Genomic DNA, 19,197 nt, shown 5'->3' on the forward strand with positions numbered 1-19,197 from the left:
ACTGCCGAGCATGTCCAGTTTGTGCAAGATGAGCTCAATGACACTCCGCGAATCGTGCTGGGTGGGTGCACTCCTCGTGAGATACTGATGAAAACACTCAATGGTGCATTCACAGCTTGACACCGCCCTGGATGTCATGCGTTTTCAATAACAGTGACCTGGGAAGCTCGGCAAAAGGGGTTCGCGCAAGCTCAGTGCGCAACAAAAGAACCCCAAGCCACCACCTGGGTGGACTTGGGGCCCTGAGGAAAACGCTGGTAACTAGCGCTTTTCCTTAATTTTCGCTGCCTTGCCGCGCAGGTCGCGCAGGTAGTACAGCTTCGCACGGCGAACGTCACCGCGGGAAACAACCTCGATCTTCTCAAGGTTTGGAGAGTGAACCGGGAAGGTACGCTCTACACCGATGCCGAAAGAGATCTTGCGAACGGTGAAGGTTTCGCGGATGCCGCCACCCTGGCGACGAATGACGACGCCTTTGAAGAGCTGGGTACGGGTCTTGTTACCTTCGATGACCTTTACGTGGACATCGAGGGTGTCGCCGGCGCGGAATGCTGGAACATCCTCGCGCAGGGATGCTGCGTCAAGCTTGTCAATGAGGTTCATTGATTTCCTTTTACTTTGATGAACAGAGGAACCTAGCGGCATTTTCCCTACTGGGACGCTCGTGCTGGTTCGTGCCCGAAACATAGAACTGGACTAGTATGCCACCTGCTGCGACTATCGACCAAATCCTGCTTTCTTCAAAGCTTCAGCCATCGTTCCGCCAGCGGGTGCTTGTCGACGCCCATTGCCACGTTGCTTCCCGCCTTGCGCCTTGTGCTGGCGTGGTCCGGCTGCCCGTGGTGCAGCCTTCTGAGACTCTGCTTTCCGCTCGGGTTCATCATTGAGCCGCAGGGAAAGCGAAATTCGCTTCCGCGCTTCATCCACCTCAAGGACGCGGACCTTGACTACCTGGCCGCTGCGCACCACCTTGTGCGGATCATCAACATAGCTATCGGACATGGCGGAAACGTGCACGAGGCCATCTTGATGCACTCCGACGTCCACAAAGGCGCCAAAGGCGGCGACATTTGTGACGGTACCTTCCAGAATCATTCCGGGTTTGAGGTCAGAGATCTTTTCCACGCCTTCTTTGAAGGTGGCGGTTTTGAACTCGGGGCGCGGATCTCGGCCGGGCTTTTCCAGCTCGGCGATGATGTCGGTGACCGTGGGGATGCCAAACTGCTCGTCGGCAAAATCTCGCGGATTCAGCGACCCCAACACCCGTGAATTGCCTATGAGTTCAGCGACCCCAAGCCCGGTTGCCGCTGCGATCTTCTTCACCACTGGATACGCCTCCGGGTGTACGGCAGAAGCATCGAGCGGATTCTTAGCGCCAGTGATGCGCAGGAAGCCCGCACACTGCTGGAATGCCTTCGGCCCGAGGCGTGGCACCTTTTTCAGTGCTGTGCGAGCAGCAAAAACGCCATTTTCATCGCGGTAGGTCACAATGTTCTCGGCCAAGGCCGGGGTGATCCCTGCTACGCGTGTGAGCAACGGCGCCGAAGCGGAGTTGAGATCCACTCCCACGGCGTTCACCGCGTCCTCCACCACGTTGTCCAAGGCGCGCGCCAACGCAGTCTGGTTCACATCGTGTTGGTATTGCCCCACGCCGATGGCCTTTGGATCAATTTTGACCAACTCTGCCAGCGGGTCTTGGAGCCTGCGGGCAATAGACACCGCCCCACGCAAGGAGACATCCATGTCTGGGAATTCCGCAGCAGCCAGCGCTGAAGCGGAGTAGACTGAGGCTCCTGATTCGGACACTACGACCGGGGTGGGCTTCTTGCCACCAGCCTGCTCGATCAGCCCGGCGATCTCTCCAGCCAGCTTCTCCGTTTCCCGCGAAGCCGTACCATTGCCCACTGCAAGCAGATCCACCCCGTGTTCGGCAACCAATGCCGCCAGGTTTTGCACCGCCTGCGACCACTGATTCTGTGGCTGGTGCGGATACACGATGGAGGTCGCCAAGACCTTTCCGGTCTTGTCCACCACTGCGCATTTCACGCCATTGCGGAATCCAGGATCGAGGCCCAGGGTGGCGCGCTGGCCTGCGGGAGCGGCGAGGAGCACATCGCGCAAGTTCTTCTTGAACACTTCAAGCGCGCCCTCCTCCGCTTTCTCCTTTAACCGCATCCTGGTGTCTAGGCCAGCAGAGATAAAGAGCTTGGTCTTCCAGCCCCAGTGGACTGCGTCATTAATCCACCGCGTATCGCCAAGCCCGAAACGTCGCTTGATCAGGCCCTCGAAGTAGTCATCATCCGCGTCCAGGTTCAGGTGGAGTACTCCCTCTGCTTCGCCCCGCAGCAATGCGAGAATTCGGTGCGAGGGCAGCGTGTGAAATGGCTCGGTGAACTCGAAGTAGTCCTTGAACTTTGCCCCTTCGATTTCTTTACCTGCAATAACGCTCGCCTGCATCGCTCCTCGGCTGTACATCTCATCCCGCAGCTCACCAACGAGGTCCGCATCCATGGCAAAACGATCGATGAGGATCGCCCGGGCACCTTCCACGACTGCCTTGTCATCTGCGAATCCCTCGCTGTGGAAGGCAGAAAGATCGGGAGTGCCCTCAGCAATTAGCTCATCTACCAGTGGTTCCAACCCAGCCTCGCGGGCACTGTCTGCCTTGGTCTTACGACGCTTCTTAAACGGCAGGTAGAGGTCTTCCAAGCGCGCTTTGCTACTCACGCCGTCGATAAGCGCGCGGAGATCATCGGTGAGCTTGCCCTGCTCCGCAATGGCCTTCAACACGGCGGCCTTGCGTTCTTCAAGTTCGCGCAGGTACGTCAGGCGTTCTTCAATAGTGCGTAGCTGCGTGTCATCAAGGCCACCGGTGACCTCTTTGCGATAGCGGGCGATGAAAGGCACGGTGTTGCCTTCATCGAGCAGTGTGACAGTGGCTTCGACTTGTGTGCGATCGATTCCGAGTTCTTGGGCGATGAGGGAAAGCATTTGTTCATGGTAGCGCCTCCCCTATCTAGCTAAGTCGGCACCCCCGAATGCCACTTAAGTGCCTGCAAAACGGTTCCCAAACATGAACTTTGTCTCAACTGCTACCCATCTTCGCAGGCCGCAGATTAAATCAAAGTTAAGCACTAATGAAAGGAAGTACAGATGGATTCTCAGGGAATCTCTCGGCGCCGGTTCTTAGCAGGCAGCGCCCTAGCCACCACCGCAGGACTGCTCGCAGCGTGCAGCTCCGGCACTTCAGAAACGAAGGCCGAGGCCAAATCAAGCGAGACCGCGGGTGCGGGGTCCAAGACGGACTACAAATCAATCTCCGGCAAGCTCGTCATGCTAGCAACTGGCGGCACCATCGCCAGCCAGAAGGATGCCTCCGGCGCGCTCGTCCCTACCGTTTCCGGTGAGGAACTCCTGAAGAAGGTGTACGAGAAGTTCGACAAGAGCAAGCTGAGCATCGAGGTCCGCCAGGTAAGCCAGCTGGATTCCAGCGCGATGACTTTGAAGGACACCGACAACATCCTCAAGATGGTGCACGAGACCCTGAAAGAAGATGGTGTCACTGGCATCATCGTCTCCCACGGCACAGATTCCATGGAAGAATCTGCCATCGCCATCGACACGTTCTTGGACACCGAGCAACCAGTGGTGCTCACCGGTTCGATGTTCCCGTTCGATGATCCAGATACCGACGGTCCAGACAACCTCACTCTCGCAGTGACCGCCGCGACAGATCCAAAGAACAAGGGCAAGGGCGCCTTCATCGCTTTCGGCGGGAAGATCCTGCATGCGCGTGGCGCCTTCAAGATGGATGCCTCCAGCAAGGATGGCTTCGACACCAACGCCAAGGGTGACGTCAAGCGACCAAAGGCATTGGAACTCAAGCCACTGGATGGCACCCGCGTCGACATCATCGCCGCCTACCCAGGTGCACCGGGTGAGCTAGTCAAAGCCGCAGTAGACTCCGGCGCAAAGGGCCTAGTCATCGAGGGCATGGGCTCCGGCAACGTCGGTGGCGCGATCGCTGACGCGATTGTCGACGCCGCCGGCAAGGGAATCCCAGTCGTGATGTCCACCCGCGTGGACAAGGGCCTAGTTGAGGGCACCTACGGCGGCGCCGGTGGCGGCGCTACCTTGGCTGAAAAGGGCGTGATTGGTTCTGGCATCCTCCGCCCGGGACAATCCCGCATCCTCGTTGTTGCTGCGCTTGCTACCGGTACTGATGTGAAGGAACTGTTCCCACAGGACAAGTAGTACTAGTTTTTCCAAGGCCCCCTTGTTGCGCTCGCTTTCCGTTCTGATACGCGCAGCAAGGGGGTCTTGCGCATGCATTGCTCTGGAAAATACGCCCCGCGAAACCGCGAAAAGCCAGCCCAAACTAAAGGATGGATATCCATTTCGCGGGGAGGATTTCCCGTGGTGGACAGCGGTTCACAACAAGGCCCTGGTTACCGGTGGCTCGGGCGGAAACGGAAATAGATCGTTCAGAGACCGGCGCTAGGCTACCTGGCGTTGCTGGCTATTGTGTGGCTTTCCCACTGCCGCACCGTCAATGCACGTCGCCCAAAACCTACGGACACCCCGGGACATCGCAAAGCCGAAGATCTGCGAACGCCGGGCCGATACAGCGAGCCCGCAGCAGGTCAACCTCAACTACAAGGGATCATTGTGGCTCGTCCAAAAGGTCTGGTCGACGCTCTCGTGTCCGCGCCAGCGACTGTTCGTGGCGCCACTGCTCCACCAGTTTGTGATTCCCCGAGAACAAGACATCCGGCACCTTAAGCCCGCGCCATTCACGCGGCTTGGTATAAGACGGGCCTTCGAGGAGGCCATCGGAGAACGAATCTTCTTCATGCGAGGATGCGTTCCCCAACACGCCAGGGATCAGACGGACGATCGCCTCGGTGATCACCAAAACTGCTACTTCCCCACCGATGAGGACGTAGTCGCCGATGGAGACTTCTTCGACCCGGTAGCGGTGCGCAGCATCATCAACCACGCGCTGGTCAATACCCTCGTAGCGGCCGCAGGCAAACACGATATGTTCTTCACTCGACCAGCGGCGCGCTAAATCTTGTGTGAACGGCTTACCTGCGGGAGTCGGGACGATGAGCAGAGGTTTGTCTGACTCGGGAATATCCGTACCGTAGCCAGCAAATTCCCGACCACTTAAGTCATCATGTCGGGGTTTATCGGCATGTGGCGTGGCGGAATCCAATTGCCATCCGGCAGCGCGCCCCTGGCTGACGTCGTCAAGCGCCGGCCCCCATACCGTCGGTTTCATGACCATGCCCGGGCCACCACCATAGGGGGTGTCATCCACGGATTTGTGCGCGTCGGTCGCCCAATCGCGCAGGTTGTGGACGCCTACGGAAAGGATGCCTTTTTCGATTGCCTTGCCAAGCAATGCATGACGCAATGGCCCGAGATATTCCGGAAATATGGTGATGACGTCGAGGCGCATTAGAGATCCAGCAGTCCTTCGGGTGGTGTGATGGTGGCTGTACCCGCTTCGAGATCAACTTCCGGCACGATTTCAGCCACAAAGGGGATCAGGACTTCTCGGCCTGCGATTTCTACTTCCAGCAAGGACTGCGCTGGACCGTGGCTGATTCCGGTAACGGTACCGATCTGTTTGCCGTCTAGGATCACGTGCAAGCCCTCGAGCTCATGGTCGTAGAAGCCGTCATCTTCATCGTAGATTGGGTCTGCGAAAAACTTCGTTCCACGCAGCGAATCCGCAGCAGTGCGGTCTGGGATCTCCTCGAACTTGATGAGCAGTCGGCCCTGATGCTCCCGAATACTGGCGATGGTTAGTTCGTGTTCTTTCTTACCCTGCGTACCATGCAGTACTTCGCCGACAATATAACGCAGGTCAGGGTCATCGGTGGTTGCGTCCACCACTACTTCGCCACGGATCCCATGCGATTTCACCACTCGACCAATCATCAATTCCATGCTGTTTACTCTAGCGCAGCACCAAAAACTGAGTAGACTGAGTAGCATCCCGAAAACTGATAAAACTGAGTCAGATCTCGAAACCTGAGCAATCTGAGCAGCGGAGGAGAACTGTGCACAACCCGTTTACCCCTACTTTTGGGACCTCGCCTTCACATCCGGTAGGACGCCAAGAAGTGCTCGTTGCTTTCCAGTCTGCGCTGGATCAGGGGCCAGGCGCCCCCAGTCGCGCACTATTGTTGATCGGCACCCGTGGAGTTGGCAAGACGGTACTCCTCAATGAGCTCGAGGACACTGCCCGCAGCAACGGCATGCACGTTATCAGCGAAACTGCCCTACCCGGCCTACTTTCTCGGTTCACCGACGACCACCTGCCTGCGCTACTCCGCGACATCGACCCCCGCGCGACCGGCACGAGGCTCACCGGTTTTAGCGCGCCAGCAGGGCTGGGCGGGGTGCGCACCGAACGCGTCGAGAAGCATGAGCCCGATCCAGGGCTGCGCAGCTTGCTTAACGACGTCCTGAGCCACGCCCCCAATGGCCTCTTCCTCACCGTTGACGAGGTCGGGCGCGCAACGGTGGACGAATTGGCTGAACTGATGGCAGCCATCCAGCATCTCTTTCGAGAAAACAAGAATATCGCCTTCGCAATCGCCGGACTGCCCGAGGAAGTCAACGCCCTCTTAGATCACCCCGGAATCACGTTCTTGCGCCGTGCTGACCGTCATCTTTTAGGCGCGGTTACCCCGGAGGATGCGCTCCGAGGGCTGCAAGATCCTGTGCGAGAAGCAGGCGGATCCTGGGATGCAGCGGCGCTGCAGACAGCCATGCAAGCCACTCACGGCTACCCGTTTCTCATCCAGTTGATTGGCTATCATTCCTGGAATCGAGCTACTGACGGAAAGCTTGACCTTGCCGCCGCACAGCGCGGCATCGAGCTCGCGCACGCTGAACTGGGCAAGCTGGTCCTCGAGCCGGTGCTCTCCCGTTGCACAGAACTCGAGTTGGCCTTTTTAACGGCCATGGCTGAAGACGATGGTGATTCAAAGCTGGCGGATATCATCGAGCGTATTGACCGCAGCGCAGACACCGCGAGCCAGTACCGTCGCCGATTGATCGACCGTTTCATCATTGTCCCGTCCGGTCACGGCCTGCTCCGCTTTGCCATTCCCGGGCTACGAGATTTCCTGAGGAGGAAGCAGGACGCAGCGCCTATCCCCTTTTGGTGAGTACACACACAGCGATACCTGCTCATACAAAACGCCCCCTACCCAAACAATTAAATGTTTGCGGTAGAGGGCGGATGCCTAGCAGGAATTACTCTGCAGCAGCTTCTTCAGCGGCCTCTTCTGCAGGAGCTTCTTCGGTAGCTTCTTCAGCAGCGGCTTCCTTTGCAGCTTCCTCAGCGGCAGCCTTTTCAGCGGCTTCCTTTTCAGCAGCAGCCTTGGCGTCTGCTGCTTCCTTAGCCTTGCGCTTCTTCTCGGTGATTGCCTCAGCGGTAGGAGCGTCGGCAGCCTCTGCGAGAGCCTGGTTGAACAGGTCAATCTTAGCTGGCTTAGGCTCGGCAACCTTCAGAGTGCCTTCTGCACCCTCGATGCCCTTGTACTTCTGCCAGTCACCGGTGATCTTCAGCAGAGCCAGCACAGCCTCGGTTGGCTGTGCGCCAACGGAGAGCCAGTACTGAGCGCGCTCAGAATCGATCTTGATGACGGATGGCTCAGCCTTTGGCTCGTAGATACCGATGTTCTCGATAACCTTGCCGGAGCGCTTGGTGCGGGAGTCAGCGATGACAACGCGGTAGTGCGGGGTACGGATCTTGCCCATACGCTGCAGCTTGAACTTAACAGCCATGTGTATTCCTTCTAGTCACTGGGCAGTACAGACACTGTGTTCTTTTAACACAGCCGGTTCAACCCTTCATTTGGTCTGCGTGTGACGTCTTCGTTCGGCCGGAGCCGGAGGCGAAAATTACGCAGGACTCGACTAGTTTAGACCAGCTGGCCATTCAGCTCCAAACTGCCGTGCGCCGTGAGCGCCCGAGTAGCTGTCATCCGGCGATGGAGCTGCAATAACACGATCGTCGCGACGCTGACAAAGATCACATCGGCTACGGAAACCAGTATCCCCATCTCAGTCTGGTTCAAATCCTGCAATCCCAACACCCCAAAGGTGACAAAGCCGAGGTTATTACCTATGTGAAGTGCCATTGGAGCCGCCAAACTTCCGGTCCGATGTGCTAGGAACCCGGCGCACAATGCAAACCAAGCAATAGCTACCAAACCAAGTGGGCTGTAGTCATGACCGAAAACAAAGAGTGGCATCGGTATGAGGATCGCAGCTATTGGCGACCGCGTCCACGCCCCGATAGCCTGCCCTAGAATACCCCGGAATACCAGTTCCTCGGCCACCGATTGCAGGGGAACCAACAAGAAACAAGCGAGGAGCAAACCAACATCGAGGTGAACCTCCCCCGCAGGTTCTACCGCAGCAACCACGATGGAGACCAACACCGCCAAAGCCAGCACCACTATGCTGCCAAAACCAAGGTAGCGCCAGGAAAAACTACCAGTAACTGAAAGTAACGTCCGCCACCGGTGTCGCCGTACAATTCGAGCGCTCAGGAGCGCTGCTGGTGCGAGTACTGCGAGAAACAGCATGCCACAAACGAATACTTCCAGCTGATACATATCCATCGATTCTGCAAAGCCGCGTCCAACAAAGCCTGAATCGCCTAAAAGTGCGCTGATGCCAGCGAGCGCACCGAGGCTTAATCCCAGGAATACGGCGCTGAATAGCAAGAGGAGAACAAATTCTAGAATCGGGTGCCACCACCGACGGCGGCTACAAATAAAGTACGTCATAGCAGCCAACTTTCCCCGAAGTTGATATCACTACGCATCAGTCATTTGGCCACTGTTTTTCATACTTTCGGCCGACACTAGCTCAGCCGCACCGGCGTTATAGTTAGGCCTTATGGTCATAGAAGCACCCCGCCCCCGCTGGAAAGTTGCCACAGCTATCAGCTGGGGACTCGGCCTGTTGCTGTACCTGTTCATGCTGCCGGTGATATTCAATTTCCAAGATATTGCTGCGCTCCCACCGGAGTACGTAACACCCCGGATTATCTTCTGGTTAGCACAATTGCCTACCGGCATTTTCAGCTTGGTGTGCCTTCCGTTCCTGCTACGGAGCAAGGGCGAACAACAGGGGGGCTACCTACTCGGCGCCGCCACCGTGTTCTGCGGCTGGTTCAGTGCGCTTGGGGTCATCGCAGGGCTTTATGCTCTCGTGCAGTTGGCGTCGAAGCGCACGGTCCGATCGATGACTATCGGAGCGATAGCTGCGCAGTTGGGGGCAGCGGCCAACTTGGCCGTGGACCCTGACAAGTCCGATATCGTGCCGGTGCTCTGGACCACCTTCTTGCTGATACTTGCGTGCATAATTGCAGGTACTGCCAAAGGAAAGCGGCGTGAAGCGGCGGAACTGCTCTGGCAAAAGGTCCAGCTTAACGAAGCAATCTTGCGTGAACATGAGGCCATGGCACGCTACGATGAGCGCCTCAACATCGCCCGGGATATGCATGACAGCCTGGCGCATCGCCTCAGTTTGATCACACTTCATGCCGGGGTGTTGGAGTTCCGAAACGACTTGCAAGCAGCGGAGTTGCAGCACCAAGCCAGCACCATTAGCGAACAAGCGAGAGCGGCAGTGACTGATCTCCAAGAAGTGCTGTCCGTGCTGCGGACCGAACCGGACCTCGTTGATCCGCGAGTCACCATAGCTGAGCTCGTCGAACAAGCACGCAGCGCAGGGACTCACATCGACCTCAGCATCAGCCCTAATGCTTCCCGAGCGCTGGAGAATCTTTCTACTGCCGCCAAGCACACCGCGCACCGCATGGTGCAAGAAGCACTAACTAATGCCCGAAAGCATGCCCCGCAGGCGCCCGTCTCCGTCGATGTTGTGGCTGACGATGCGCTGCGGATTGCAGTTAGTAATCCTTCGTCCGCACCGGATACCCCTATGGGGAAAGGCCTCATTGGCCTGCATGAACGCGCGACCTTATGCGGCGGTAAGCTGAGCGTAATTCACCACCCTTTCACCGTCACCTTGGAGTTGCCATGCCAGCAATCCGCGTTGGAATAGCTGATGATGAAGCTCTCATGCGCCACGGTCTCCGCATGCTTATCGACGGCGACCCCCACGTCACCTGCACAGGAGAAGCCACGAATGGCAAAGAAGCCCTCTCGCTCGCCCCGCACTGCGACGTTTTGCTCCTTGACTTGCGCATGCCTGTGCTCGACGGCTTAGAGGCGCTGGAATTCATCGTCCACCAGCCGAATGCTCCAAAGGTCTTGGTTTTAACTGCCTTCGACACCGAGCACAATGTTCTCACTGCCCTGCGGCGTGGAGCTACGGGATTTCTCCTCAAAACGACTCCCCCAGCCCAGCTCATTGGAGCTATCCACGCGGCAGCAACTGGTCAACCGCTTGTGTCACAGCAAGTCCTCCAGTCTCTACTCAACAAAGCCACCCCAACACCGCAGGACCCGCGGCTAAATAAGTTGAGTGGCCGCGAAAGGGACGTCGCAAAGCTCATTGCGCAGGGAAAGAGTAATGACGAAATAGCGCGTGAACTCTTTGTTTCCTTATCCACAGTAAAAACGCACATCACACGCATCATGGAGAAACTCGAGTGCAATAATCGCGTATCAATCGCCATCGCCGAGCTCGGGTCCAGCAGGTAGCCGGACATCAGATTTTCCACTACAGCGATTTAGGTCAGTAGAGTTTTAGCCTATCCCTGTCCATTGCTTTGAATTAGGCGCTGATGTCACAGAAGAAGCAGTCCAAAGACTATTCAGAAATCCTGTCGCATATTCCCCATCCGCGATCCCGCGTGCTCGTCATTGGCAGCCACTGCGGTGAGCTGGTGGAAAGCCTGGCAAGCCAATGCGGAGAACTCACCTGTGTTGACACTGATGGAGCCGCGCTAGCTGCTGTTCGAGCACACGCCACACTCATTCATGGAGATTTTCGCAGCCTTGAGTTGCCAGAATTCGACTACATCGTTGCAGTCAATTCTCTGAACCAGTACGGAGAAGACCACGCATTCCCGCGCATTGAAGCACTGCTTTCAGACCGCGGCCGAATTCACTTGATCGGGCAAACCAGCGATTCGGGTTTCTTCGGCCGCAAGGGCAAGCAACCGGTGAATCCAGCATTCCCTCCTCGGTTTAAGTTCCGCGAGGTACGCGCATTCGCACGGAAAAACTTCCATCAGTCCATTAACTGTCAAGCCCGCCTGGGCGGATATTGCATCCAATGGCGCCGATCCGGCGAAAGCCGCGGATACCAATCTGGGACTACACGGTCTACGTTGTGGGACTGGATCAAAGCAATCGGCACGATATTCAACGCGCTGCCCTGACGGTAGCGGCAGAGGTGGCGATACACCCCTACCGCATCATCACTTATCGAACTTGAGCTTGTCCAAGTCAATGTTCTCCATGCCTTTAGGCATCTTTGGCATGCCCGGGATACCCGGCATACCTGGCATCCCCGCGCCACCCATCTGCTCCTGCATTTTCTGCAGTTCTTCCATGGAAGGCATGCCGCCAGGCATTCCTGGCATGCCGCCACCTGGCATCTTTGGTCCGCGGTTCTTGATCGGCTTCTTCTTGCCGCCCTTGCCCTTGCGGGTGGTGCGCTTCTTCTTGGTGGCAGAGCCACCGCCCATACCGCCCATGCCCATTTGTCCGGCCATCTTGCCCATCATCTTCTTGGCCTCGAAGAACCGCTCGACCAGATTGTTCACATCGGACACAGCCACGCCAGAGCCCACAGCAATGCGCTTACGGCGAGAGGCATTCAGAATGTTCGGGTTCGCCCGCTCAGCTGGCGTCATACCTCGAATGATGGCTTGGATGCGATCGAGCTGTTTTTCATCCACCATGTCCGCCATATCAGACATTTGCTTACCACCAGGCAGCATCTTCAAAATGTTGCCAATCGGACCGAGCTTACGAACCATCAGCATCTGATTGAGGAAGTCCTCAAGAGTGAGCTCCCCCGTGCCCATCTTCTGGGCGGTGGCCATGGCCTGCTCGTGATCCAGCGTCGCCTCGGCTTGCTCGATCAGGGTGAGCATGTCGCCCATGCCCAGAATTCGGCTTGCCATGCGCTCGGGGTGGAAAACATCAAAATCCTCGAGCTTTTCGCCGGTGGAGGCGAACATGATGGGCTTGCCGGTGACTTCACGGATGGACAGCGCGGCGCCACCACGGGCGTCGCCATCCAGCTTGGTCAGCACCACGCCGGTGAAATCGACACCGTCACGGAAAGCCTCTGCGGTTTGGACCGCGTCCTGGCCGATCATGGCGTCGATGACGAAGAGGACCTCATCGGGGTTCACCGCGTCGCGGATGTTACGGGCCTGCGTCATCAAGGTTTCGTCGATACCAAGGCGGCCGGCGGTATCCACGATGACGAAGTCACGCTGCTGACGCTTCGCTTCCTCAATACCCTGGCGCGCCACCTCAACCGGATCCCCATGCGAGGTACCCATCTCGTGATCAAGGGTGTCCATAGCCGTGCCCGGATCGGGTGCAAAGGTCGGTACCCCAGCCCGCTCACCGACAATCTGAAGCTGCTGCACCGCACCCGGACGTTGTAGGTCGCAGGCAACCAGCATCGGGGTGTGCCCCTGCTTGGTCAGGTGCTTGGCCAACTTGCCGGCAAGGGTGGTCTTGCCCGCACCCTGCAAACCAGCAAGCATAACGACGGTCGGTGGATTCTTCGCCAGGGTGATGCGGCGCGTCTCACCGCCGAGAATCTCAACCAGCTCTTCATTAACAATCTTAATGACCTGCTGAGCTGGGTTTAGCGCTTCAGAAACCTCTGCCCCGGCAGCACGTTCCTTAATGCGCTTGATAAAACCGCGCACAACCGTTAGCGAAACGTCAGCCTCTAGGAGAGCAAGACGGATCTCACGCGCGGTGGCGTTGATGTCCGCTTCGGACAGCTTGCCCTTGCCTCGAAGACCCGTGAGGGCTGTTTGCAGGCGGTCGGACAAAGATTCAAACACGTCTATGGCTCCCTAGTGGTCAGCTACTACAACTTTCCGTTCAACTCTAGTCGCCGATTCTTTCAGCGCGAAGTTTGGACATTCTAAGGCTTCCGAAGTCGGCTACCTTGCTTGCTACTTGCGTTCCCCCAAAGGACCCAGGTTAAACGTCATCCCTCAACTTCTTCATTATCTCGAGAGAAGGGCCGTTTGATGAGCCTCCATAGAAAATTGATGCCCCTCCTGGTCGCGGACCACTTTTCACGCACTGATTTGCAGGCCACGACAGCAGAAGCTCCTCAAGAGCAGTTCGCAGTTGTGGCTATGGACAACGCACTAACTAGCGCCACAGACAATCCGCCCTTCGTCCCGGCCCGCCAAGCACAACAAGACCCGAGAACTAATGGCGGAGCCCTATCGGCCTGAAGAGATGCGATCAAAACAACTGAACGATTGCCGTAGCTCTCGATGATGTTGATTCGCATGACTACTCCACGCCCACTGATTTCCTGCCTCTCGACGATAAATCTCGGGCTCGCCTAGAATCACTAGCGCACCGACAAGGATTGAAAAACAAGCTCACGGCTATTTATGGACAGGTCAATCAGGATGGCGCACACCTCAATATGAAACTTAAGCTTAGCTAGTTCCATAAACTCAACCCGTGTGATCTATCAAATTTGATTCGTATCCCCTTTAAAAGAAGCGGTTACAAATAGATCACGCTCCGGCCACAATGCAATGTCAAACATTGCTAGATCCCGCCCCCAGCACAGTCGCCAGCTAGCATCAGAAGTGGATCTGATTTTCATGAATCATATTTCTTTCAACGCTCTCAAGAAGAGTGTGAAAACAGCAGGCGAAGACTGTCGCGCAGCTGCCAGGTTCGCTGGCGCTGTGGCGGCAATTGCAACTGCTCACGGGATTTATCCGAATGCTCGCACGGTGCGGGTCAACATTAGTGGAGGAGCAGCTCATTGTCTGTAAAACCGCGGCGCGAAGCGCCATTTTGGGTTCTTTCAGTTGTAGTTCTAATAATTGGCATCTGCCTGCGGATCTACAGTGGTGAACCATTCGATCTTGGATTCATCATCTTCATGGCGGTGTTGTGCATAATGCCACTAGTTGGCGCCCACTTGGGCTTGCAGATAAAGAAAGAGCGAAAACAGCAGCATTAATGCAAAAGTGGAGTTGCCAGCTGCAACCCCGCACCTCTTCGTCTGCGGAATAACACCCGAAGGGCGCATCCTTAGAGCGCTCCGTCGCCACGCTCCCCTGTCCGCACTCGGATTACGTCTTCAACATGGGTGACCCAGATCTTGCCGTCGCCCACCTTGCCTGTGCGGGCAGATTCCAGTATCGTCGCCACCACTTGGTCTACGTACTCGTCATGAACGAGTACTTCGATCTTGGACTTTGCCACATATTCCGGGTTGTAGTTCGCGCCGCGGTAGACCTCCTTGTGGCTTTTTTGATTTCCGAAGCCCTGGACATCGGTGACCGTCATGCCATGGCAGCCAAGACTGCTCAGTGACGCGCGGACGTCGTCAAGCATAAAGGGCTGAATTACTGCACTGATGAGTTTCATTTGCTATTTGCCTTCCATTCCGAGGGCATCGTATGCGGTTTCACCGTGGACGTGGGCGTCGATGCCGCCGTGCTCCACATCGCGGTCGACTCGCCACCCCATAGTCTTTTCCAAGATCCAGCCGATGACTGCGGTGACGATACCTGCGTACAGCATCGTCAGGGCCGCCACCGCGATTTGCACGATGAGCAGTTTGAATCCATAACTCGGGTTTCCGGTGAAGATGCCTTTGCCATCGGCAAAGAAGGCCAGCCCGATTGTTCCCCAAATACCCGCGACGAGGTGAACACCGACAACGTCGAGGGAATCGTCAAATTTGAAACGGAACTTGAGCGCCACACCAAAGGCAGCCAGCATGCCACCTATGAAGCCTAAAATTATCGAGGTTAACGGGGTAAGCACACCAGCAGCTGGGGTAATCGTCACCAGTCCAGCCACGACTCCGGAAGCCGCGCCGAGAGAGGTTGCGTGGCCGTCGCGAAGCTTTTCCGCTAACAACCACCCCAAAATGCCGGCGGCCGCCGAAGCCGTCGTGTTGAGCGTCGCTAGGCCAGTGAGCCAACTGGCACCGTGCGCCGAGCCGCCATTGAAACCGAACCAACCAAACCACAACAGCGAGGCACCTAACATGACGATCGGGAGATTGTGTGGGCGGTGAGCTGAGCGCAGGAAGCTGTGGCGCTTGCCGACGCATATCGCTAACAACAACGCGGCTGTGCCTGCCGAAATGTGAATTGCTGTGCCACCCGCGAAATCAACTGGTGGCACTGCCGCTTCGTCGCCATGCGCACCAAACATCCAGGCAGCAACCGAATGCGCGTGCTCAGAGAGCAATCCACCGCCCCACACCATGTGTGCGAGTGGGAAATAGACGAAGGTGGACCAGGCACCAGTGAACACCAACCAGGTACCGAACTTCACACGATCTGCAAGCGCTCCCGAAATCAAGGCACAAGCAATCACAGCGAATGTGAGCTGGTATCCGATCTCGATAACCGTTGGATACCCAAACTTGGAAATCAGCGGCATCCCGTTGACGGAAATCGCTCCGTGTAAGCCAAAGAACTGAAAAGGATTGGCAAAGATGCCGCCAATGTCTTGGGAGCCGTAGGAAATCGACCAACCCCACAGGATGTACACAACGGTCACTACACCAAGTGAGCCGAAGGACATCATCATCATGTTCAGCACCGACTTTTGGCGGGACATGCCGCCGTAAAACAGCGCAAGCGCAGGTGTCATGAGGAGCACCATCGCGGTGGACACCAACATCCACGAGGTATTGGCAAAGACTTCCGTGTTCATGACGGGCCTTCTTTCTCTGATCTTGGGGCCCATCATTGACCCAATGCAGAAATCCTAAACCTGCAGTAACCAAGCTGAAGTTCTTTTATTCACGAGTCCGCAACATGCAAAAAGCCCACGATCTGGACGATGTAAGTTCATCCATATCGCGGGCTGAAAAACGTGGGCGAAGGCTGCTAGGCCAGCAAGGCGTCCACGAAGCTCTCTACCTCGAAGGGCGCGAGGTGATCTGCGCCCTCACCGAGTCCTACGAGTTTGACGGGCACTCCCAGCTCCTCCTGGACCTGGAATACAATGCCGCCCTTAGCAGTGCCATCGAGTTTGGTGAGCACAACACCGGTGATATCTACTACGTCCCGGAAGGTACGCGCCTGCATCAAGCCGTTCTGGCCAACGGTAGCGTCTAGCACCAACAGCACCTCGTCTACCTTTGCCTTCTTCTCCACCACGCGCTTGACCTTGCCGAGCTGGTCCATCAGACCGACAGAAGTGTGGAGGCGACCTGCGGTATCGATGAGCACAACATCCGCTTGAGTTTCTACGCCCTTAGCCACTGCATCAAAAGCCACCGAGGCAGGGTCTGCGCCTTCTGCGCCTCGCACAGTTTCAGCGCCCACACGGCGTCCCCAGGTCTCCAGCTGGTCCGCGGCCGCGGCACGGAAAGTATCGGCTGCGCCGAGCAACACTTTGTGCCCCATCGACACCAAAACGCGGGCAAGCTTGCCGGTAGTAGTGGTCTTGCCGGTGCCGTTGACGCCGACGACCAGCACAACTGCTGGTTTACCCTCATAAGGCATCGCTTTGATGGAGCGATCCAGCTCTGGCTTTCCCACCTCGATGAGGGTTTCGCGCAGCATGGCTTTGGCCTGTTCTTCGGTTTCCACACCCCGAGCCGCGATCTTTTCACGCAGGCTTTCCACAACCTTAACTGTGGTTGCCGTACCGAGATCAGCCATGATCAGCTGATCCTCGATTTCCTCCCAGGAGTCCTCATCCAGGTCACCAGCAGTGAGCATGCCGAGCACAGACTGGCCAAGGAAATTATTGGACTTTGCCAGTTTTCCGCGCAGCTTGCCCAAGCGTCCGACAGCAGGTTCGATCTCATCGAGTGGTTGCGGTGCCGGAGCCGGAGCAGTGTCCGGCACGGGGGTCTGTTCGAGTGCTGCTTCTGCGGCATCGACGGTTACTGCAGCGGCCTCGGCAGCTTCTTCGGCTTCCTCAGCAATCTCTGGTTCCGCCGGCGTTTCGACGTCCTTAACATCCTTAATTTCTTCTGCCACCTCTCGAGCAAGCGGGGTGGTCGCGGCAGTAGCAGCTGCAGCAGCAGGTACCTCAGCACCGGTTTCTTCTTCCCTGACCTGATGCGTTTGCTCCGCAGTGGCCTGCTCAGAAACTTCAGCTTCCGGCTTTGGAACCGGCACCTTTTTCAGCACCATGTCCGTGGCCGTTTTAGGCTCCGGTTGTGCTGCTGGAACTGGTGGCATGACTGATGCTGCGGCCTGCTGCTCTTGCGGCTGTACGGCGTCTAAGCGTTGGCCTTCCAGGAGCTCAGGTTCTTTATCCTTGGCGGGCGCAAAGTTGAAACCGCCAGCGGCCTGATAGTTGCCACTCTTTTCCTCACGCGTCAGCTCTTTCGGCTGCTCTTCCTTGGTGAAGGTAACGGTTTTGTCCTTTTTGCGCTTGTTTCCCAGCACGATCATGATGACGACAGCTAGCAGTAGCACAAGGACAACAAGGCCGAGGATCAGGTAAGTGGTATTCATCATGGTTTCCATAGTGTCAGCAAACCTCGGCCCGCTGCCACTTATCCCGAGGCGGGTGGGGTAACCGGCTGGCAATTCAAGGAAAAGCTTTCCAAACGTGGCAGTCGGCTTTTGAGATGCTCGCCCACGTGATGACGCAGGTGCGCCATGTCGGCCACGGTGGCGTCGGGCCGCATATCGACGTCCGCTTCTACCCACAGTTGATGGCCCAGCCAGCGCGCTCGGATGTGCTGCACCCCGCTCAACTCTGGGTGTTCTGCCAGCTCTTCCTGGACGGTATCCACGATTGCGGGGTCGCTGCCGTCGAGAAGCCGCTGCAGTACGGACCGCATGGAGCTGAGTAAGACCCCGAGAACCATCACCCCAATGAACAGTCCGATGGCCGCGTCGAGCTGCGAAAAACCGAGCCAGGTTCCTACTACACCGAAGATGACCGCAACTGAGGTCAGGGCATCGGTGCGCGCGTGCTGGCCTTCCGCAATTAGTGCGGCCGAGCCCACACGCCGCCCCGATCGGATTCGGAACTGCGCCACTGCTTCATTGCCCAGGGCTCCGATGATGGCGGCGGCGAGAACCCATCCGGAGTTTGCCATGTCGCGTGGGTGCCGGAGGGCATCAAATGCGTCGATAAAGATCAACACCACCGAAACCGCAATCACCAGCCCGATAAATAATCCCACTAGGTCCTCGGCACGCTTGAGGCCGAAGGTGTAGCGCTTGGTGGCCGGACGCGTGGAAATCCGGAGTGCAATGATGAGCGGGATGGTGGTCACGAGGTGGCCAATATTGTGAATTGTGTCTGCGAGCAACCCGACCGAGCCACTGATCGCGACTATGACCACCTGCAGCAACGCGGTTGCGGCCATTCCAGCCAAGCTGAGCCACGCGGCGCGGATTGCCACTTTAGTAGCCTCTGTCGAATCGCTGATCATGTCGGCATGATCATGAGAGTGCGGCAGGATAGCGTGCCGGAAACGCTGCCATAAGCCGTGCTCATCACCGTGCGCGTGCGCATGTGTGTGCCCATGCTCATGGTCGTGCGTTGCTGGTTGCGTCAACATAATTTAAGTATCTGCATACATGTGCAGATACGCAAGTAGTTATAGTAAATATATGCACAAGCACGACACTGTCCACACTCCAGACATGATGCATGCCAACCTGGCGGCCGAGTCCTTTCGCATCCTCAGCGACCCAACTCGGATCCGACTGATTTGGTTGCTGCTTCAAGGCGAGTTCAGCGTCGGACAACTGGCCGAACTACTCGAGGTCTCCCCTTCTGTAGTCAGCCAGCACCTTGCGAAACTCAAGACAGCCCGACTGGTGAACTTCCGACGCCAAGGCACCTTCATGTTCTATTCCGCCGATGACGAACACCTGGAGCTACTGCTCAGCGAAGGGCTTTCCCACGCCGAGCACGTCGCTGGCGACGTCCACGGCAGTGAGCCCCACGCATATCGGCACATGCTGCACAACCGCCGTCGACACGAGGCCCACGACGGCTAATGCAGCAGCTA

General features: G+C 57.1%; 17 protein-coding genes and 1 pseudogene. 7 read left to right on the top strand and 11 right to left on the bottom strand.

Translation table 11 applies throughout. The features are described 5' to 3' along the window. Window positions 1-120 (top strand): annotated as a pseudogene (locus WG915_RS01870) (IS30 family transposase); the annotation flags it as partial. 141 nt (window positions 121-261) lie between these two features. Here the strand turns inward: WG915_RS01870 and rplS are convergent. Then, window positions 262-603, bottom strand: coding sequence for a 50S ribosomal protein L19 (gene rplS, locus WG915_RS01875; RefSeq protein WP_339563672.1), 342 nt, complete (start codon window positions 601-603; stop codon window positions 262-264). A 114-nt stretch (window positions 604-717) separates the two neighbouring features. Next, the gene (locus WG915_RS01880) at window positions 718-2,991 is read right to left on the bottom strand and encodes a Tex family protein (RefSeq protein ID WP_339563673.1); all 2,274 of its coding nucleotides are present in this window, start codon (window positions 2,989-2,991) and stop codon (window positions 718-720) included. 162 nt (window positions 2,992-3,153) lie between these two features. Here WG915_RS01880 and WG915_RS01885 point away from each other — a divergent pair, with 162 nt between their 5' ends. Beyond that, window positions 3,154-4,254, top strand: a complete 1,101-nt coding sequence (locus WG915_RS01885; protein WP_339563674.1) for an asparaginase — start codon at window positions 3,154-3,156, stop codon at window positions 4,252-4,254. A gap of 409 nt (window positions 4,255-4,663) precedes the next feature. Here WG915_RS01885 and trmD read toward each other — a convergent pair whose 3' ends face one another. Together trmD and rimM are read right to left on the bottom strand one after the other, a co-directional pair. After that, window positions 4,664-5,464: a tRNA (guanosine(37)-N1)-methyltransferase TrmD gene (gene trmD, locus WG915_RS01890; protein WP_339563675.1), complete on the bottom strand. Its 801-nt coding sequence runs from the start codon at window positions 5,462-5,464 to the stop codon at window positions 4,664-4,666. Further along, complete coding sequence (gene rimM / locus WG915_RS01895; protein ID WP_339563676.1) at window positions 5,464-5,958, bottom strand: ribosome maturation factor RimM; 495 nt, start codon at window positions 5,956-5,958, stop codon at window positions 5,464-5,466. The genes trmD and rimM overlap by 1 nt, the downstream gene beginning before the upstream one ends. 113 nt (window positions 5,959-6,071) lie before the next feature. Between rimM and WG915_RS01900 the strand changes: the two genes are divergently transcribed. Next, window positions 6,072-7,187 carry an ATP-binding protein gene (locus WG915_RS01900; RefSeq protein WP_339563677.1) on the top strand — a complete coding sequence of 372 codons (1,116 nt, stop codon included), beginning with the start codon at window positions 6,072-6,074 and terminating at the stop codon, window positions 7,185-7,187. 88 nt (window positions 7,188-7,275) lie between these two features. Here the strand turns inward: WG915_RS01900 and rpsP are convergent, their stop codons facing one another. Then, window positions 7,276-7,809, bottom strand: a complete 534-nt coding sequence (rpsP, locus tag WG915_RS01905) for a 30S ribosomal protein S16 (protein ID WP_339563678.1) — start codon at window positions 7,807-7,809, stop codon at window positions 7,276-7,278. A 137-nt stretch (window positions 7,810-7,946) separates the two neighbouring features. Then, window positions 7,947-8,819, bottom strand: coding sequence for a CPBP family intramembrane glutamic endopeptidase (locus WG915_RS01910; protein ID WP_339563679.1), 873 nt, complete (start codon window positions 8,817-8,819; stop codon window positions 7,947-7,949). 112 nt (window positions 8,820-8,931) lie between these two features. On the opposite strand from WG915_RS01910, the gene WG915_RS01915 reads away from it, so the two are divergent. From WG915_RS01915 to WG915_RS01925, 3 genes are all read left to right on the top strand, one after another. Further along, on the top strand, window positions 8,932-10,104 hold the full coding sequence (locus WG915_RS01915; protein WP_339563680.1) for a sensor histidine kinase: 1,173 nt from the start codon (window positions 8,932-8,934) through the stop codon (window positions 10,102-10,104). Further along, window positions 10,080-10,706: a response regulator transcription factor gene (locus tag WG915_RS01920; RefSeq protein ID WP_339563681.1), complete on the top strand. Its 627-nt coding sequence runs from the start codon at window positions 10,080-10,082 to the stop codon at window positions 10,704-10,706. Before WG915_RS01915 ends, WG915_RS01920 begins: the two co-directional genes overlap by 25 nt. Window positions 10,707-10,789: 83 nt before the next feature. Further along, a complete protein-coding gene (locus tag WG915_RS01925; RefSeq protein WP_339563682.1) occupies window positions 10,790-11,389 on the top strand; it encodes a class I SAM-dependent methyltransferase in 600 nt (199 codons plus the stop codon). 39 nt (window positions 11,390-11,428) lie between these two features. Here the strand turns inward: WG915_RS01925 and ffh are convergent, their stop codons facing one another. The 5 genes from ffh to WG915_RS01950 form a co-directional block, all read right to left on the bottom strand. Further along, complete coding sequence (gene ffh, locus WG915_RS01930; RefSeq protein WP_339563683.1) at window positions 11,429-13,045, bottom strand: signal recognition particle protein; 1,617 nt, start codon at window positions 13,043-13,045, stop codon at window positions 11,429-11,431. A gap of 1,228 nt (window positions 13,046-14,273) precedes the next feature. Beyond that, window positions 14,274-14,612, bottom strand: coding sequence for a P-II family nitrogen regulator (locus tag WG915_RS01935; RefSeq protein ID WP_339563684.1), 339 nt, complete (start codon window positions 14,610-14,612; stop codon window positions 14,274-14,276). A gap of 3 nt (window positions 14,613-14,615) precedes the next feature. Next, window positions 14,616-15,917 carry an ammonium transporter gene (locus WG915_RS01940; protein ID WP_339563685.1) on the bottom strand — a complete coding sequence of 434 codons (1,302 nt, stop codon included), beginning with the start codon at window positions 15,915-15,917 and terminating at the stop codon, window positions 14,616-14,618. 176 nt (window positions 15,918-16,093) lie between these two features. Beyond that, entirely contained in the window at window positions 16,094-17,680 is a 1,587-nt protein-coding gene (gene ftsY / locus WG915_RS01945) for a signal recognition particle-docking protein FtsY (RefSeq protein WP_339563950.1), read from the bottom strand. Between the two features lie 41 nt (window positions 17,681-17,721). Then, entirely contained in the window at window positions 17,722-18,741 is a 1,020-nt protein-coding gene (locus tag WG915_RS01950) for a cation diffusion facilitator family transporter (protein ID WP_339563686.1), read from the bottom strand. Between the two features lie 52 nt (window positions 18,742-18,793). Here WG915_RS01950 and WG915_RS01955 point away from each other — a divergent pair, with 52 nt between their 5' ends. After that, window positions 18,794-19,186, top strand: coding sequence for an ArsR/SmtB family transcription factor (locus WG915_RS01955; protein WP_339563687.1), 393 nt, complete (start codon window positions 18,794-18,796; stop codon window positions 19,184-19,186). Window positions 19,187-19,197 lie beyond the last annotated feature (11 nt).

Source organism: Corynebacterium sp. H128 (assembly GCF_037482625.1).
GTDB lineage: Bacteria > Actinomycetota > Actinomycetes > Mycobacteriales > Mycobacteriaceae > Corynebacterium.

Excerpts from the sequence above, each read along its gene's own strand:
- WG915_RS01955 (WP_339563687.1), top strand. The coding sequence starts at position 18,794 with ATGCACAAGCACGACACTGTCCACACTCCAGACATGATGCATGCCAAC.
- WG915_RS01920 (WP_339563681.1), top strand. The coding sequence starts at position 10,080 with ATGCCAGCAATCCGCGTTGGAATAGCTGATGATGAAGCTCTCATGCGC.
- WG915_RS01915 (WP_339563680.1), top strand. The coding sequence starts at position 8,932 with ATGGTCATAGAAGCACCCCGCCCCCGCTGGAAAGTTGCCACAGCTATC.
- rpsP (WP_339563678.1), bottom strand. The coding sequence starts at position 7,809 with ATGGCTGTTAAGTTCAAGCTGCAGCGTATGGGCAAGATCCGTACCCCG.
- WG915_RS01885 (WP_339563674.1), top strand. The coding sequence starts at position 3,154 with ATGGATTCTCAGGGAATCTCTCGGCGCCGGTTCTTAGCAGGCAGCGCC.
- WG915_RS01935 (WP_339563684.1), bottom strand. The coding sequence starts at position 14,612 with ATGAAACTCATCAGTGCAGTAATTCAGCCCTTTATGCTTGACGACGTC.
- WG915_RS01925 (WP_339563682.1), top strand. The coding sequence starts at position 10,790 with ATGTCACAGAAGAAGCAGTCCAAAGACTATTCAGAAATCCTGTCGCAT.
- WG915_RS01940 (WP_339563685.1), bottom strand. The coding sequence starts at position 15,917 with ATGAACACGGAAGTCTTTGCCAATACCTCGTGGATGTTGGTGTCCACC.
- WG915_RS01950 (WP_339563686.1), bottom strand. The coding sequence starts at position 18,741 with ATGTTGACGCAACCAGCAACGCACGACCATGAGCATGGGCACACACAT.
- trmD (WP_339563675.1), bottom strand. The coding sequence starts at position 5,464 with ATGCGCCTCGACGTCATCACCATATTTCCGGAATATCTCGGGCCATTG.
- rplS (WP_339563672.1), bottom strand. The coding sequence starts at position 603 with ATGAACCTCATTGACAAGCTTGACGCAGCATCCCTGCGCGAGGATGTT.
- WG915_RS01910 (WP_339563679.1), bottom strand. The coding sequence starts at position 8,819 with ATGACGTACTTTATTTGTAGCCGCCGTCGGTGGTGGCACCCGATTCTA.
- ftsY (WP_339563950.1), bottom strand. The coding sequence starts at position 17,680 with ATGAATACCACTTACCTGATCCTCGGCCTTGTTGTCCTTGTGCTACTG.
- rimM (WP_339563676.1), bottom strand. The coding sequence starts at position 5,958 with ATGGAATTGATGATTGGTCGAGTGGTGAAATCGCATGGGATCCGTGGC.
- WG915_RS01880 (WP_339563673.1), bottom strand. The coding sequence starts at position 2,991 with ATGCTTTCCCTCATCGCCCAAGAACTCGGAATCGATCGCACACAAGTC.